This is a genomic window from Bradyrhizobium frederickii (assembly GCF_004570865.1).
GTDB lineage: Bacteria > Pseudomonadota > Alphaproteobacteria > Rhizobiales > Xanthobacteraceae > Bradyrhizobium > Bradyrhizobium frederickii.
The window spans coordinates 106,045-122,483 of the sequence record NZ_SPQS01000022.1; the positions used below are offsets into that span (position 1 = coordinate 106,045).

The 16,439-nt window shown below is 58.3% G+C and carries 14 protein-coding genes and 2 pseudogenes; 3 read left to right on the plus strand and 13 right to left on the minus strand.

The annotated features are described in order from the left end of the window. The first annotated feature begins 992 nt into the window (after nucleotides 1-992). The gene (locus E4K64_RS30840; RefSeq protein ID WP_126262001.1) at nucleotides 993-2,111 is read left to right on the plus strand and encodes a hypothetical protein; all 1,119 of its coding nucleotides are present in this window, start codon (nucleotides 993-995) and stop codon (nucleotides 2,109-2,111) included. A gap of 1,472 nt (nucleotides 2,112-3,583) precedes the next feature. On the opposite strand, the gene tnpB is transcribed toward E4K64_RS30840, so the two are convergent. The 3 genes from tnpB to E4K64_RS41655 are packed head-to-tail and all read right to left on the minus strand — an operon-like array spanning nucleotide 3,584 to nucleotide 4,178. After that, nucleotides 3,584-3,802 carry an IS66 family insertion sequence element accessory protein TnpB gene (tnpB, locus tag E4K64_RS30845; protein WP_126262002.1) on the minus strand — a complete coding sequence of 73 codons (219 nt, stop codon included), beginning with the start codon at nucleotides 3,800-3,802 and terminating at the stop codon, nucleotides 3,584-3,586. Further along, complete coding sequence (locus E4K64_RS30850) at nucleotides 3,799-4,005, minus strand: hypothetical protein (protein ID WP_126262003.1); 207 nt, start codon at nucleotides 4,003-4,005, stop codon at nucleotides 3,799-3,801. The genes tnpB and E4K64_RS30850 overlap by 4 nt, the downstream gene beginning before the upstream one ends. 50 nt (nucleotides 4,006-4,055) lie before the next feature. Continuing rightward, nucleotides 4,056-4,178 carry a transposase gene (locus E4K64_RS41655; protein WP_164719131.1) on the minus strand — a complete coding sequence of 41 codons (123 nt, stop codon included), beginning with the start codon at nucleotides 4,176-4,178 and terminating at the stop codon, nucleotides 4,056-4,058. Nucleotides 4,179-4,585: 407 nt separating this feature from the next. Here E4K64_RS41655 and E4K64_RS30855 point away from each other — a divergent pair, with 407 nt between their 5' ends. After that, nucleotides 4,586-4,750 carry a hypothetical protein gene (locus E4K64_RS30855; protein WP_235884838.1) on the plus strand — a complete coding sequence of 55 codons (165 nt, stop codon included), beginning with the start codon at nucleotides 4,586-4,588 and terminating at the stop codon, nucleotides 4,748-4,750. On the opposite strand, the gene E4K64_RS30860 is transcribed toward E4K64_RS30855, so the two are convergent. Both E4K64_RS30860 and E4K64_RS30865 read right to left on the minus strand, forming a co-directional pair. After that, nucleotides 4,743-5,458, minus strand: a protein-coding gene (locus E4K64_RS30860; RefSeq protein WP_235884843.1) for an IS5 family transposase whose coding sequence is annotated in 2 segments (ribosomal slippage) — nucleotides 4,743-5,174 and nucleotides 5,177-5,458 — 714 coding nt in all. Because the reading frame shifts where the segments join, the coding sequence is not laid out codon by codon here. The genes E4K64_RS30855 and E4K64_RS30860 overlap by 8 nt on opposite strands. Before the next feature lie 267 nt (nucleotides 5,459-5,725). Next, nucleotides 5,726-6,937, minus strand: a pseudogene (locus tag E4K64_RS30865) (IS701 family transposase). 443 nt (nucleotides 6,938-7,380) lie between these two features. On the opposite strand from E4K64_RS30865, the gene E4K64_RS30870 reads away from it, so the two are divergent. Continuing rightward, a complete protein-coding gene (locus tag E4K64_RS30870) occupies nucleotides 7,381-8,703 on the plus strand; it encodes an MFS transporter (protein ID WP_164719133.1) in 1,323 nt (440 codons plus the stop codon). A gap of 1,321 nt (nucleotides 8,704-10,024) precedes the next feature. Here the strand turns inward: E4K64_RS30870 and E4K64_RS40890 are convergent. The 8 genes and pseudogenes from E4K64_RS40890 to E4K64_RS30905 form a co-directional block, all read right to left on the minus strand. Beyond that, nucleotides 10,025-10,471 carry a hypothetical protein gene (locus E4K64_RS40890; protein WP_205680565.1) on the minus strand — a complete coding sequence of 149 codons (447 nt, stop codon included), beginning with the start codon at nucleotides 10,469-10,471 and terminating at the stop codon, nucleotides 10,025-10,027. A gap of 61 nt (nucleotides 10,472-10,532) precedes the next feature. Then, a complete protein-coding gene (locus E4K64_RS40895) occupies nucleotides 10,533-11,207 on the minus strand; it encodes a hypothetical protein (RefSeq protein WP_205680566.1) in 675 nt (224 codons plus the stop codon). Nucleotides 11,208-12,172: 965 nt separating this feature from the next. After that, complete coding sequence (locus E4K64_RS30885) at nucleotides 12,173-12,526, minus strand: hypothetical protein (RefSeq protein ID WP_126262006.1); 354 nt, start codon at nucleotides 12,524-12,526, stop codon at nucleotides 12,173-12,175. Between the two features lie 270 nt (nucleotides 12,527-12,796). After that, on the minus strand, nucleotides 12,797-14,038 hold the full coding sequence (locus E4K64_RS30890) for a cytochrome P450 (RefSeq protein WP_126262007.1): 1,242 nt from the start codon (nucleotides 14,036-14,038) through the stop codon (nucleotides 12,797-12,799). A 328-nt stretch (nucleotides 14,039-14,366) separates the two neighbouring features. Beyond that, entirely contained in the window at nucleotides 14,367-15,248 is an 882-nt protein-coding gene (locus E4K64_RS30895) for a pantoate--beta-alanine ligase (RefSeq protein ID WP_126262008.1), read from the minus strand. A 227-nt stretch (nucleotides 15,249-15,475) separates the two neighbouring features. Then, on the minus strand, nucleotides 15,476-15,946 hold the full coding sequence (locus E4K64_RS30900) for a pentapeptide repeat-containing protein (protein ID WP_235884840.1): 471 nt from the start codon (nucleotides 15,944-15,946) through the stop codon (nucleotides 15,476-15,478). 45 nt (nucleotides 15,947-15,991) lie between these two features. Continuing rightward, a pseudogene (locus tag E4K64_RS41780) lies at nucleotides 15,992-16,315 on the minus strand (pentapeptide repeat-containing protein); the annotation flags it as partial. Beyond that, a partial coding sequence (locus tag E4K64_RS30905; protein WP_135161597.1) for an integrase core domain-containing protein occupies nucleotides 16,206-16,439 on the minus strand: 234 nt, incomplete at its 5' end. The gene E4K64_RS30905 and the pseudogene E4K64_RS41780, both read right to left, overlap by 110 nt.

Below are 16,439 nucleotides of genomic sequence, written 5' to 3' on the forward strand. Positions count from 1 at the left end.
TGGACGGGGCGTGAAACGGGCCCCTTGTAGCTGATCTTGCTTTGACATGAGAGCTTGCCGCGCGGATTTTGGAAGAGTTCGAATTCTTGCTGATCCACCGGGACCACGATGCCGCTTTCGTCATAGACCCAGGCGCCACCTCCGCGAACACCCGCTTTATAAGCATGTTTTCAGACAGGTACCGCCCTTGAAGACCTAGCCTTCGGCGAGTTCCTCATGCGCGCGGACGCCGGCGATAAATCAGCCGAGAACGCAGTCCTTTTCGACAACATGCGGAACGAGCGAGCTCTGTCCTGCGACAGCAAGAATTGGGCGCTTGCCGATTAATGTCTGCCTCCGCGAACCCAGGTCGACGGAATGAAGAGCCGCCATCTTGAGACGAGGCGCGAATAATCCAGCGCGGGATGAAGCTTCGCATTTCCTGCCGTGCGCCGTGCGGCACAGTTCGGCAAGTGATACGCCGTCCGAACGTCGCTACGCAAGAAAGCCAAGTTGCTGAACACGACGCCGTTGCCGAGCCGCTCACCATGTTCATGAGTGTTTGATCATTGCGATCGATCCGTTTGATATAGGTACTCACGCGGATCAGACACCCGGTGAATGCCGCCGCCCAGTGCGGCATATCGATGAGCGATCCGAAGACCCCTTATGCCTTTCACTCAAATGGACTTCTCGCAACCATGTCCAGCGAGTATTGTGGTCGTCCGATTTGAACAGATGGCCGCAGAGGTCCTTGACCTAAAGACTGCTATGGCCGGCAAAGTTTCGAACTGCTTTTAGTTCAGGCCGGCCTCGATCCAGCAGGATACCGCGAATTGCGGCAAGGCGTGCCACATAAAGCGCAATCCGGCATCTTGCCGCGTTTCTCGAGCAAAGTGTGGAGATCGGGCAGGCCCATTTGGCTCACCGAATTCTCTGAGTGCGTCAGCTTGTCGACAGCTGGTCCTAATAGAGCGAGAACTAGAGAGCGAAACATTTGAACCGAGGGGGACATGGACCCATTTAACCGCATCAACCCATTCGACCCAGAGTTCTCTGCTTACAACGCCGCGGTGCCGCAAGCGCAACAGCAGCAAGCGGAGTTTGAGCCGTACTTGGATGAAGTGCCTCAGCTTGGTACCTCTACCGTCGCAGAGGATCCGGTTTCTCCTGATCCCTACTATCCTCATCTGTCTGAAGAAGGCCTCAGGCTCGCCGAGGCCTTGGGACTTGAGCACCAGAGGGCCGACGGTTCTCATTCCGAACAGGCAGTCATCGGACGCGAGGACGCCGCTGCCCTGATGGGCGAGGGCTACACCGGCCAGTTGAGGCCTACGAAGAGGCAGAGGACACTAAGCCAGACGGAAGGCGATGCCATTGAGCGCCAGCCCACCGACCCTAGCAATTCAGCCGCTCGCGAGCTGATTGAAGACGCCGGCACACTGTTTCGGGCCAGCGGTCCGTTGATCCTTCCTGCGGAAGACTACGACCAGGATCTGCTGTGGGCGATGCTGGGAAACGCCGGCTCATCGTCGTCTCTCGAGGCAACCGCCCCTCATGACCACCCCTTGGATTCAGGAGCGGCCGTTCGTTCCGTCAACTCGCGGCAGGACGACCAGCGCACGTCAGCTGCGCATGAGGGTAGCACCGTCCCGCCGAGCCAGGACAGCCCACGCGCTCCGTTCATAGTTCATAACGACCGCTTCACGGCGCTGTTCGTACCCGCGGCGGCGATGAGGGGCGGCTCTCCACTCAATCTATCAGGCGCAACCATTCATTTCGGATCTCGACCGGAAAGCGTTTCGCAGCCGAGCGCACAGCCGGCGAATCGGTCCTCGCCAGCACCGCTTGCAGAGACGATGGAGCAAGCCGCTCCGGCGTCCGTCAGAGCTGAGACGACGCCGGCCGCGGCCCGCGAGATTTACGCCGCATCATTCGCCGTTCCTGAGGGCTTTTCGCACGGCACACAACCCGCCCCAATCACGATGATCTCGAGGCTCGGCCACTGGGGCCTCTTGCCGGACGCAGCGCAGCCGATGAAGCAATACGACATTCGCGGCGAGCGTTACACGGCCCTCTTGGGGCCGGGAGGACCGAACGACGTTCGGCTCATCCACCATCCACAGATGTAGACACCCGGAACAGTCGCTACGTCAGGGGCCGCTCCAGATAGCTCAGGTAGCGGACTTGGTGATGGACCATAGCTTGCTTGAGCGACTCTTGCGAGCTTAGTGGGGCTCAGGGCGGTGCGGATAAGCACTGCCGGCCCCAACGAACTTGCGGGCGCCATCGCTTAGCGGCTCCTTGTTGAGCCGAACAGCCACGGCCCCTTCCTGTTTGTGAACAGCGTCATCACGTTGCGGGCTGATTGCGGCGAGGTGATAGTGCAGAAAAAATCGGAGGTGACTGCCGACCCCTCAGGGGCCGCTCGTCGTTATAATGTCTGCCGATGTCTCCACTTTCTTTCTGGCAAGGCACAGGAACGAATAAGCATTGACGCATTCGGCCCCTGCTCTGAGTCTAACGCGCACGAGGATGTATGACACCGAACTTCGCAATTACAATTAATCGACTACTCAAGATCGGCCCGTGGTCAGGCTTCATCCGCCCTGAGTGGCGAAGCAGAGCCACTGAGTTTGGTCGCGTTCCATGCCAAGCCGCACCGCATCGAAAAGATCCTGATCACGGAAACGCCTCAAGAAAGCAACGAGTAAACCCTTGCTCGTGCTTCAGGTGGATGATCCGATCGAACCTGGCGCGAAACAGGTCGCCTTCCCCCGTCGTTTCCGGCTTCTTCGGTCGCATCGCGCGCCTCCGCTACGAAGGAATCACGGCTGGCTAATCTGCAGGCTTTCCGGCCTTCCGCCGTGAAAAGCTTGCAATCTCGTATCGCAGCGGGGCCAAGAACCGAATCTCACTCAACGGCTTGGACTTCTTCACGGACGACACTTATGAAGACGCCCCGGCGAGCGCGGCGCCGGACTGCGCGCCTCGCCCCGTCGTTTCACCGAATTTAGTTCTCCCTTTATTTGCCCGCGTCAGCTTACGGACAGCTAAGCTGCTTATCAGCCGAGTCAGGTCTACACTCACATGTCCTCCTGCTCATCACAGTTGCATATGGGAGCAACCCACTTGTTTCGGCCCCTTCGCTCCAGTCCCATTACAGCACCTTCATCACTACTACGAGCCGATCCGCCCCAGTGTTGTGCTTCGGTACTCTCGTCTCGCGGTGTGCGCCGCTTGAACTTCTCCCCTTGGCATCACAACGACTGGTTCCTTCAGTTCTCTACAAGAGCCTGTATCCAGATCGCGTCCCCTAAACGCCGGTCACCAACCGCGCAGTAATCCAGGCGCCTCACGGATTGATCTCAGGGATGGCACGCGCCCCTGATTTTGGCGACGCCTTAGTAATTTTCGACGCGTCATCGGAAGATTCGCTTTCGCTCGCCTTCTGGATACTTACCTGCCCCGTAAACCCGGAACTTTTACAGCACTTGCTCATGACCGCGCCTTTTAAGCGAAGCCACAGTGTCGTGGTTTTGCATCTGCGCCTGAAACGCCGATGCAGGAGGGCCACCCTCCATCTCTCATAAAGCTGTACGCATTAAATTCGGTTATTCACCTCCTTCATGCTCTGCAGCACACCGTGCCAGATCAGCTTCAAAAGATCGCTTCGGCGACCGCGAAAGACGAACAGATGACCGCTGAGCGGGTCCTTGCGCAGCACCTCCTGCACCTGGAGGGCCAACGACGGAAAGCCTCGTCGCATATCCGTGTAGCCTGTCGCGAGCCACACGCGCGCGCCCGTCGGAACCGGGATCATCGGCGGACCAAAGCATCGAGAACGCGACGTAGCGCGTCTCCATCAACGTCGCCATCGACCCGGATGCGGTGCCCGCTACCAAGATCAATCTCGATGATGCCCAGGCTCTTCCGTCGACGCGCCGCCGTCGTCGTCAAGGGCGCTTCGGCCACCACCCGGGGCGCCACAGACGGCCCAATCTCGACCGGCACGAACGACGCCATACTCGCTTCACCGTGCTTGCAAAGCTCTTTGCGCCACCTGAACAGCTGGCTTACATGAAGGCCAGCCATGCGCCGGGCTCGAGCGATGCTGCAACAAGCCGCTCCTTCTCATCCTGCGACCACCGGCGCCGCCGCTCGACCGATGTGATCACCTCTGTCCGCGAAATCGTCATAGCGCTTGTCCTAGGATTACCCCTAGGACCTGCAGCGTTCGCGTCCGTCAAACAAGGCGGCCCTCAACGGAGGAATACCCTGCTCTTGAAGGTCTTGATGAAGGTCTTGTCGGCGGCTTGCAGGGTCGCGAGAAAGTCCGGCGTGCCGCCGCGCTGAGAGTCCACAGGTCACGATCACTCGACTGCTTGATCGGCGCGGATCTTTGCCCGGAATCCCACCGACCTGCAGCCCCTTCCAGCATCACCACGATGGCAGTGCCGCGGAGGGCGATCCGGACCAAGCAGCCGAAACGAATCCCGAGGAACTCGGAAGGCGCGGATAGACGATCCTACCAATTCGTGCAGGAGATTTCGCCGCTCACGTCAGTTAGCTTGCTCGGTGTTAGTGACTTTGGGAGATTTCTTCGATGTTGATTGTTGAAACTATTTTGAAGCCAGACCAGTTTGGCGGTATTGGACGTTTCTCTGCAACTCGTCTGCCTAAAGGCGCGCTACTTTGGATTCACAACCCGATCGTTGACATTGCGGTGACGCGCGAACAATACGAAGCTCTAGGGTTCAGACTCAATTGATCCAATAGGCGACGATGGCGGCGAGGTGGATGGCAGCCAAAAAGTTCCTGGCGAGTTTGTCATACCGAGTTGCGACACGCCTGAAATCCTTGAGCCGACAGAAGCAGCGCTCGATAACGTTGCGCCCTTTATAGGCGCGCTTGCTGAAACTGTGGAGGGTCACCCTGTTGGATTTGTTTGGAATGACCGGCTTTGCGCCGCGATTGACGATTTCGGCGCGAAAGCCGTCGCCGTCGTAGCCTTTGTCTCCGATGAGGGTAGACATCGGCGGCGCGAGTTTCAAAAGGGCTGACGCTGCGGAAATATCTGCGTCTTGACCCGGAGTGAGATGAAACGCGCAAGGTTTGCAATCAGGGTCGCTCAGCGCGTGGATTTTCGTGGTCCGCCCACCACGCGAACGGCCGATCGCCTGTCCATGCTCCCCCCTTTTCCGCCGCTCGCCGAGCGGTGCGCCTTGATCGAGGTGGAGTCGATGGACAAAGTCACGCCGTCCTTGCCGCAGCGGGCGAGCGCTTCAAAGATCGCCTGCCAATGCCCGCGCTTGGCCCAGCGATTGAAACGATTGTAGATCGTTGTGTAAGGACCATAATCGGACGGGCAATCGCGCCAGCGTGCGCCGCACTGAAGCATGTGAATGATACCGCTGATAATGCGTCGATCGTCATCGCGCGTCGGCCCGGTCTGGTTCGTTGGCAGATGCGGTCTTATCCGAACCCACTACTTGTCGTTGAGCCAGAACAGTCCTTTTCGCATCGAAGTCCCTCGCACCGAATCAACTCGGCCGAGGGAATCAGAGTTCGCTAATTAGGTACAGACCCTAGCATTACAGTTGCAATTTTTGCCTGAGATGGGCTTTGCGCGCGTTGGCCTGATGAGCCCTGCGCCAGGACGACCATGCGAGGATGTGGGCGTGCGAGATGCGCCGCTGGGCAAGCTTCATGGCGATGCGGCGGATTTCCTGGATCGACCAGCGGATCAAGAACGATGCTTCGGTCGCGTTTTTTTGAGCAATGGCCCGGTGTTGGCCCGGTGACGGATGACGGCCATCATGGCGAAGGCCAGCATGACGAGTGAGACATGGCGATGCCAGCCATGCCAGTAGCGGCTTTCGTTGTGATCAAGGCCGAGTTCGTTCTTGGCGGTTTCGAAGCTGTCCTCGATGGCCCAGCGATGGCCTTCCACCGACACCAGCTTCTGCATGGAGGTGCCCTTGGGGCACCATGTGGAGAAGAAGGCCAAGCTGCCGTCGGCAATATTGCGGCGGATCAGAAGACCCCGCGTCCATTCCCCGGCAAGGGCGTGTTGTATTCGCTGGCGTCAAGATCAGCCAGCTTAAGATAGGCCCAGTCGTGCCAGCGCGGGCCTTTGGTCCCTTCGCCGGACGGCAGGCGGCGCCAAGCCTTCTTGGGAAGGCTCTGCGCGATCGCGGAAGCGGTGCCGGCGACAGGCTGCTGCTTGCCCCAGGAACGGAACACGTGATTGGAAGCAACACCCAGAACATAGCCTTTGCCCGCCTTGCGCAGCAGGGTTTCGATCTCACCCGTGCCATACACGCTGTCAGCGGCCACGAACGAGAACGGCACCTGTGCGGCGATCGCGCGAGCGATCATTCGACGCGCGATCTTGGGCTTCGTCGCAAAGCCCACATCGCTCGGTACATGCGCTGCCTTCAGGCGAGCGGGGTCGTCCATCCATTCCTTTGGCAGATAGAGCGCCCGGTCGATGAAGGCATGGCCATGTCGCGACACATAGGAGGCGAACACTCCGATCTGTCAATTGGTGATCTTGCCCGCCGAGCCGATGTACTTGGCGTGCAACCCCGCACGAGGCCTTGCCCTGTTTCAAAAAGCCGGTCTCATCGATGACCAGAACCGCGTCCTCATCGCCGAGCGTTTCCAGCGCGTACTCACGCACAATGTCGCGCAGCGCATCGGCGTCCCACTGCCCCCGGCCCAGGATCGCTTGCTGGCACCACGGGCCCGGATCGCCGGCCGCTTCCGCCCGCATCCAACCCGTCTTGCGCGGCTCGTTGCCCAACAGTCCGTCGAGAAACTGCCCCGCCGAGGCCGCGACCCGCTCCTGCGTAAACAGCCGACGGATCCGTTGCTTGGCATCTCGCAACGACGAAGCCCACAGCGTCAGCGTATCCTCAACCGACGCACCACCAATCATCAGATCCCGAATCATGGTCGCCCATGGATTCAGAACCTCCATGAAAATGCAACTGTAATGCTAGACGATGAAGGGCCTAGCCCATTGGCTCCTTAGGGAGTGGACGTAACCTGGCCGAGGCGGAATGGCTCGAGTCGTCGTCAGTCGTGTGCGACGCTCGTCAATTTTGTCGCACACTCGCCACAGCAGCGCAAAAGTCTGCATCCACCTCACGGATGCAGCAGGTTGGCATATTTGCCTTTGCCGGCCGGGCCAGCGATCAGATCAAGGGCTAAATGGTGGCGGAGACGCAGGCATTTTTATTGCAGACGTTACGATGAGATTCGTCGTGACACGCTTCAGCCTCCACGTTGCATGACGAAATGGCCGTGAGGGACGGGAGCGGGCAGTGCAATGCAACGGTGCGTCCTGTCTGGCCAAAATTTTGGGTCGGAATCGCGCTTCAGATTAGGTCGAGGATGTCGAGGCAATCTACTCGAGAGAGGCTGGAGCCGGTCCTCGATCCCGCAGAGGAACGCTTGACGAGCCGCGCCGTGTTGGGCGCAACCATCGGCAATATTCTCGAATTCTACGACTTCGGGACCTACAGCTTTTTCGCGATACAGATCGGCCAAGCGTTCTTCCCGGCAACCGACTCGTTCGCTAGCCTCATGCTTTCACTCGCAACCTTCGGCGTTGGTTTTGTAACCAGACCGATCGGGGCCATCGTGCTCGGCTCGTATTCGGATCGGGCCGGCCGACGGCCCGCGATGACCGCCAGCTTTACCATGATGAGTGCCGCGGTCCTATTGTTAGCTATCACGCCATCGTATGAGACAATAGGACTTGCCGCTCCGTCACTGGTCGTCTTCGCACGCTTGCTGCAAGGCTTTGCTCTCGGAGGTGAAGTGGGTCCGACGACCGCCTACTTGATGGAAGCGGCCCCCGCTGAGGCCCGCGGTCTTGCTGTCTCCTTTCAGCCCGCGAGCCAACAGATAGCTGCGACGGCCGGAGCGTTGGTTGGAGAAATACTGTCGCTCACCATGACAAGCGAAGCTCTCAATGCGTACGGATGGCGGATCGCGCTGTTGCTCGGTGCCGCTACGTTGCCGTTTGGACTTTGGTTGCGGAGCGTCCTGCCCGAAACGTTGCACCGGCCCGAGGCGCCTGTTCTGGTCACCGAGCCTGGAGGGCAATCGCGTGCCGATCGCCGCATCATGTGCTTGGGATTTGTTATCTTGGCCAGCTGCACGATCACGACTTATGTTACCGGATATATGACCACCTACGCGATGAACACTCTCCACGTTTCCGCACCCGTCGCCTTTGGTACCACGCTCATCAGCAATGCGGTCGGAATTGCTGCAGCACTGCTGGGCGGCCTGCTCGCCGACCGCGCAGGCCGTCGTCTCATCATGATATGGCCGCAGGTCACTGCATTGCTGATGACCTATCCGGTATTCTTGTGGATTGCGGAGAGCCGCAGTGCCTTCGCACTTCTAGGAGGCCTCGGCGCCCTCACCCTGATCGGAACGATTCCGTATAGCGCCTTCTACGTGAGCATGGCCGAAGGGTTGCCCAGGAACATTCGTGGTGGCGCCTTCGCGACGATCTACGCTTTTGCGATAGTGGTTTTCGGAGGCACAGCTCAACCAATCGTCACCTGGCTGATCCACCTTACGGGGAGCGCACTCGTGCCCGCATGGTACATGCTTTTCGCGAGCGCAGCCGGGCTCTTTGCCATGCTCATGATGCCGGAGACGGCGCCACTCAATTTTAGACCCAAAAACGATCCTTCCTGACGCCACGACGGCTACCCTGGCATAGCGGGAAGAATGGACACCATGACGTCCGAAATGCGAACCATCGAAAAGAAGGGCCATGTGCGCGGCATGGAAAAGCAATAGATGCTTATGATTCGATCAGTTTTGATCGCGCAGGGGCTCCCAGCGGAACACAGCGTGGCGCTCTTAGCCGGCTTTTCCCGTCTACCCAACCTTCGCCGATGCAGCGGTTGCGCGGTAGCCACCGACTGGCAGAAAGCGAGCAATCACTTTGAATAAGATGGCGCCTGCACCATCTGCCATTGCAACCGTACGACATGAGGACGCGGCCACCTTGGAGCAAGCGGCCGCACGAGGCTCGCTCCTCATTCTCTGCTTGAGTTGTTTTCCGTTCTCAGTGTCGCACGCACGAGGGATCGGTCAAACAAAAAAACAGGTCGCAGATACCATCCAACGGGTCGTCCGCGCACTGAGGATACGAAGTATCGGCTACATGCACCCTGGCGGCGACCGGTTGCGCGACAACTGTTGCAGCAAAAGGAGGCACGGCCGCCGTTGCAAGCGCGAAGGCGCTCGCTGTCACTAACACAGACTTTTTCATCCGAGAAATCACTTCCCTAGGTTGGCCCCAACCCTCCTCGGGTCTATATGAGGAAGCTGTAAGCGGTAAAATTGATTTTCTTGATCAGATCTATCTAGTGAATGGATAAGTCCGGACATCACCGTAGGGCTTCGATGTTAGCCCGCGCGGAACCTGCAATCTGCTTGATCGAACGCTGGAAGCTCGGAGTGGTCGATGCATGTCTGCGGAGCACTCGAGTTAAAGTTGAATCTGACAGTATCGTCCGAGCAAGGCGACAGTCGGCCTGCATGGTCTCGCACATATGGCGCCGCGAGGAGAGAGCCGGGTTGACCCGCGAACGTGCTCCCGAAGATCACGCAGCAATTGAGGAGCGGCTCGTCGACGACATGGAGGACGAGTTTCACGCTCGGCCATTGCAGTTGAGGCGAAGCAGCTACGCCGCCACTTGGCTTGAGACGCTCGAGGAAGAACGACAGCCCCAGCATCTTTGGGGGCCAAGGAGGCTTGATGCAGGGGCCGTCGTAGCCTTATGCAAGAGTAGCAAACAGGCCACTTTGTTGTGGACCGGCCGATCCGATTCGTCAAAGCGGCCGTGATGCTCAGCTCCCGTGCCACCGAGCCGTCCGTGATCCGTTGAAGCTCCGCCGAGGGCTTGCGCGCCAGCTTGCCGCGGGCAAAGAGGTGAAAGCACTGTTACATCCGAGCGGATCGCCGCCGGCGTCGGGTACATGTTTTCGGTGTGCAATGCTCAGCGGACTAGCTTCTCGCCCGAGCGCCGGGCTTCATCTGGCGCGTTTGCGAGACGCTCTTTTGCTGAGACGGCAGATCGAACTGCAGCAGCTTGTCCAATCGCTCAAGTAATCCCGCCAGTGCCTCCTTGGACGGCGGCGCCTGCCACATCTGGAGGTGCTCGGTTGCGGAAGAGGTGCGTGCTTCCTCGGTGGTGGCGATCCTCTTTGTCCCGAGATCGGAGCGCACGATAACCTTGCGCGTCGGAGCCGTAGCGGTATCGGGCCCGCCTAGTTGCGGCTCGGATGAGCTGGCCGTTGAGCTCCCCTCGCCTCCAGCCGCTGCGCGCCTTCCTTTGCCCTTTCTGCGACGCGGATTGACTTCGCCCACGACGCCGGCATTTTCAGGCAGCGCAGCCCAATCCGGCGGTTCAATCGTCACCGGCGTTGTGGGCTGCAATGCCAGCAGCCGCATGACCTCGTTCGCTGTCGCCCACGCACCTTCGACAGTCTCGTCCAGCAACTGCAGCGGAAGGTCAACTCCCGCTCCGGTCCCCCTCACTGGCAACGATGCCGCTCAGCCCCGACGCAAATTCCGAAAGCCGCTCCATGACTCCTTCCAGAACGGCGCGATGCCCCGCGTCGAGCACTGCTCCGTCGCTGTATAGAACGGCTTGGTTCGTCGAGACGAATGCCGGAAAAACATCCTCAACGAAGGTCCCGAGCAGACGCACCCGCCCGCTCTCGTCCATGAGAGCATCGCGCACGTCTGGCTCGAGCGCGCTCGCTCGCGCCTCAATCAAGAGCTCCGCGAGCGCGATCCGCGATTGCAGATACATGCACTTCATATTGAGAGCCCAGCCGGTTTGTAGTCTTAGTGCGGCCTCTTCGGCCTTGCGCATCTCGGGGGTGCTACTTGGCAAGTTGGCAGTAGCCGCCCAGACAAACTGCATCCGCTCCAAGCGCAAAACCTTCTTTCCCCACCATTCCATGCAGGCTGCATAGTAGTTCGCCACGCTTGCAAACGCGTCGCTCACCTGCGCAGGCGTACCAATGTTTCTAATCCCCGGGAGCACGCGTAGTGCTTTCTTTCTGTTCTCCTCCAGCCCATAGATAATATGGGTGGCCACTTCGTTACATCGATCGGCCGCCTCCAGCGTGTCATCGCGGAGCCGACGAGCCCGATCGTCGGGCAGGATGCGACGCGCCACATTGGCCGGCAGATCCGCGTAGTACTCCAGAACTGTTGAGCCTGCTGTGACGACTTGATCGATCAGCTCTTGCGCCTCTGGCAGGTTCTAGGCGTGCGTCGCCGCTCGACGGCTAGCCTCAAGCTCCCCAAGCAGGCTGTCCATTTTTTGCCTTGCTGCCTTGATCTCGATGCGCGTTGGCGCTGCCAGATCCGAAGTTGGCTTGCCAAGCACCGAGGTTCTGTCCTGAGTCCCAGAGCGCATCCGCTCGATGACGGCATCGAAGGACTGACTGCGTCCTGAAAGGAGGAGGCTAGGCTCCGGGCTCGAACCGCTTACGTCCCCGCTGCTGCCGGCTCCTGTGGTTTCCACCTCGGATGTGCGAGCTCGGCCAATCCCTGTCATACTTCGTCTCCGATGAAAGTCATGAATGTGCAGCCCGTCTGGATAGACCGCCTGACTGACGACTAGCTGACCAAAAACCGTTCTTTCGGATGCACAAGAAGGCCAATGTCACCTGAAGTTCCTTTCCATCGCAGCTCCAATGTCGCTGAAGAGAGCGATGCGGGTAACTGCGTCCGTGTAAGCAGCCGCGACGTAACCGCGGCTGAGGTGCCCTGGCCTCGACGCGATCCGCTACGAGCGTCGCCCCTCTGCCGTTAGCTCCGTCCACACCGACTGAGGCAAGTCGTCCCCAAACGTTGGTAGCCGGGAGAACAGTCGGGGCCTAATCGGCGAATTATGGTCAAGCAGAAATGGCCAGCTTATATGGCAAACCTACGCTCGCCACGCGCGTCCTACTAACGGTAAGGGGACTTCGACATAAGAGCTTAACAATCTAGCGGCCGTACACCGATGACGAGATGCTGAAGGACGATCAGCATCGATATTTCTCCTCGTCCCAACCAGCTGAAATGACCTCCCACAGATCCTCAGGCTGCATTTCGTAAAAGTGCGGCGCCCATCCGGGTCCGGTGAGATCACCTTCATAGAAACATCGCAGCGAGCACACCAAACGCACCGAGAACCAGCCCAATCAGCGAACCGGCGGTCGGCACGTCTCTGAAGAGCAGAACCGTGAGCATCGGTTCCACGACCAGGATCGCTCCCACCGATATCGCGACAATGATCCAAATATTCTTCAGATGCATGTAGCCCAGCGCGTATCCGAGAACGAGCAGGATGCCACCCAAGCATACCAGGAGAAACATCGGCCAAAGCATCGCCAGATCGCCACCAGCCTTTCCGAATTGCCTTGAGGCAATTAACTCGGCGAATATCGAAAGAGCTTCTCCAAGGAAAATTGCTGCCACAGCTACAATTTTCAACATCAAGGTCATTGCTCTCTATGGTTTCGGCGATTCGAGGGTGGCCCGGAGACCTGTATCGGAGTAGCCGTTGAGGTTCAATTTTCGGCATGCCAAGCGCTGGCGGAGACGCGCGCCTCACCTATCGCTTCGCAGGTCTTTCCAAGCGTTTGCCGGGCCGGTAATTAGCTTCCGACATGCAGCATTGTTTCCGTCGATCACCCCAGCTGCGCTGCTTGCAGAAACCAAAGATGGTTCAGGGCAAGCCCGCTCCGCCGCCTGCGTGAGCAGAACAATTTTTGCCTAGGCTGCAATCTGCACGGGAAGAGCGGAATAGCCGTGCACGAAGTTAGACGCAATCCGCTCGGGTTCGCCGACAACCTCGAACCCCAATTGCGCAGACAAGATCTCTTCCCAGAGGACTCTCAACTGCAGTTCCGCAAGATGTCGACCAAGACAGCGATGGATGCCGAATCCGAACGAGAGATGCTGCCTCACATTTTTGCGGTCGATCATGAAATTGTCGGCGTCCTCAATGATCTCTTCGTCCCTGTTACCGGAGATGTACCACATGACGACCTTGTCGCCTTTCCTGATCTGTTTTCCGCCTACGATGCTGTCGATCGCGGCGGTACGGCGCATATGTGCGATTGGCGTTTGGTACCGAATAATCTCGGACACGGCACTCGAGACGAGCTTGGGATTGTCATTTAGCTTTCGCAGCTCGGAGGGATATTGACTCATGAAGAGGAGGCCGCCGGTAATCGAGTTGCGCGTGGTGTCATTCCCGCCAACGATCAACAGAATCAGATTTCCGAGAAACTCACTCGGCTCCATCTGGCGTGTGGCAGGCGAATGCGCCATCAGGGAAATCAGGTCGAGGCGCGGCTCGGCTTTGATGCGCTCGTTCCAAAGCCGGGTGAAGTACTCCAGGCACTCGGACAAGATGGTGCTTCGTTTGTCCCAGCTGTCGATTGCATGGCCTGCTTTCGGAGCTGTAACAGCGACGTCTGACCAATAGGTCAGCAGTCGCCGATCCTCAAATGGAAAATCGAACAGCGTGGCGAGCATTTGCGTCGTCAACTCTATGGACACCATGTCCACCCAGTTGAAGGCCTCATTGCGCGGCAAGTCTGCGAGAATCGCCCTGACCCGAGACCGGATCAAGCTTTCGAGGTTCGTCAAGCTTTCCGGCCCGACGATCGGGCCGACGGAATTGCGCTGCTCGGCGTGCTTGGGAGGCCCCATCTTGATGAAGCTCGGGGTCCAGTGCTCGCCAGGCACGTCGACAATAGTAACACCTTGTTCGGACGAGAACGCTTTGTGGTTTGTGTCTACGGCTACGATATCCCGGTATTTCGTCACGGACCAATATGGACCATGAGCGCTGTCGTGACAGTAGTGAACGGGATCTTCCTTTCGCAACCGCTCAAAACAAGCCCACATGCTGTCGTCTTGAAAGCGCTTGCCCTCGCTTACATCCAGCTTGCTCAGCGGGATGACACACGGATTCTCAGCTCTATAATCTTCCGATCGCCTTGTCATGATATCTCTGCAGATTCTGCTCTCGAGAGTTTACGGCGTGGTGGGATTCGTCGCCTTCGAGCTGCCGCAGCACTTGGCTGCGACGGGACGCTCGACCAGGCTACCTCACAGTGCAGCTAGCCTCGCCCTACCATGTCGGGCAGTAAGGATCGTATTGACTTTCCAAGTCGATCTACTCAAAGGATCGGTGAGAGCTCTCAGTGCTGGTTAGAGATGGCTATGCGCTGGAGGCAACATCAAGCCGAGTACACCTTCATAAGTGACCCTCGCTTTGGGATACGGCCGGAACGGATAGCTTTCTCAAGGTCATGGATGAATAGTCGCCTGGCTAGGACTGTTCAGGCAGATCGATCCAGATATCCGAAGGACCCTTCACGAGAGTATCTTGATCTGGAACGTAGATATTATCGAAGATCCTGAGACCATGAGCCGTTGCCGCGCCAAAAATTATGAAAGGGAGCTCGACTTGCTCCAGGTCTTCGAAGTCGTCAGCGCCGACGATTCGAACAAAATCGAGTTTAAAGTGCCGGAACTTGATCTGAGATGTGGCGGACGCGACCAGATCCTTCACACTAGATGCCCCTTCGGCGATCTCTTTCCTCGAATGGTTGAGTGCCGTGAAAAGGCAGGACAGCTCATCAAGCTCGGAACGGCTAAATCGTCTCAGACGCGACGAAATGGGCACTCCGTTCTTGTATCTCACGGTCGGCACAAACCTTATCTCGCAATCCAGAAGGAGATCTGCGACGGCGCGCTTCACCAGGATCGCCTGACCGATATCTTTCAGGCCGAAGTAGCTGCGAGTCGGCTTTGCATAGCAGATCCAGCGGACTGCCCCGGTAACGGCTTCCTGCAAATAGGCCTCGGGTCCCCCTAGACGCAAATGACAGTCGCCTTGCGATACAAAGGTTCGATAGCCAGGCGGGAACATTTCGGTGTCGTTGGAGGAAATTACGGCAGTTGCTCCCGAACGCAATGCAAGTCCAATATCGTCGTCCAAATTGAAGTCGTAGCTCCCACCCGGTCTAAGCTGGATCTTGTTCGGGTAGACTGTGACGATCGCGACGTCATTTTCCGATGCCGCCCTTCTGATCAGTTCTGCATGCCCAAGATGCAGGGCTCCGAGAGTATGTACCGTCCCGATAGTCTGCCCTGTTCTCGCCACCTCCCGAATGAACGCTTTACCTGCGGAAAGACATGCCAGATGCATTTTCTACTCCAGTCTCTTTGAATGCCAAAAGAGCGTAAGCGGCGTGCGCCGCTTACAAAAGAGCGTCGGTCGGATCGCACAGAAGGTCTGCCCTGCCTCTCGTATCCGCCGGCGATGCCAGGGAGCCCCATAGCGCTTAAGCGCTCGCTCACAGCTCGAACGACCGCCCAGACCTGTCCTAACTCGCCGACACTGCATTGACTTCTATTTTGCAGTCTCCGAAGCCGTCAGGTAGACCCTTCTCGACCCTGTCGGATCAACGATGAGAATTCAGTCAGATAGCTTGATGGATCGCGTGGCTGATCCCCCTTCAGAGCGGCCTGTAGGCCCGGACATCGGTCTGCAAAGAACGGTGGCTCGAATGTGGTTATCTTAGCGCCCGAAAAATCCACTTTTACGAAGCTGGCCTGGAACGGCGACATCCCACTCAGGTTCGCCTCGCGCAAGGACGATTGGTTCATGCGCACGTACGCGGCCCGCGTTGCCTCCAGATTAGTTCTCGTCATTCCTGCGGCGAGATATGCCTGAACGAGATTCGATCCTTCGAGATTTGCCTCATCCAGTGCCATTGATTGCGGGGGATCACCGGTGATCATCGACCTGTAAAGGTAAGCATTGGATAGGTCTGCGCGTTCGAGATCGCAGTCGCGCACAAAGGTAGAGCGGCCACGAAAGCCCGATAATTTGGCGGCTCGCATCGTGCTCTCTGTTATAGAAATGCATTCGCCTGATGCCAGAGACAGGTCCGCTCCGTCGAGCTCGCAGGAATGAATGGATGCACCGTTGAGCACGGCGCCGACGAGGTTTGCGTTGGACAAGTTTACGGACAAAAGCCGCGCCTCGGTCAGGTCCGTCTGCTCAAGCTCCGCATTTGGAAGATTTGACAGGTGAATATCTGAGCTGGCCCCGGTTGTCTGAACAGAATATCCGCGTCGATAAGTGGAGCCTCTGCCGGGGTTAGGCTGCCGTGCGGAGCGGCAGCGGGGTGAAGTAGGCTTGATCCGGTGTGCTGCCGTCAAGGCTCGAATGTGGACGGCGGCAATTGTAGAAGTCCAGATAGCGGCCAATCGAGGCGCGAGCGTCGCTGACGCTGTCGTAGGCCCGCAGATACACCTCCTCGTATTTGACGCTGCGCCACAGCCGCTCAACGAACACGTTGTCCCGCCAGGCGCCCCGGCCGTCCATACTGAT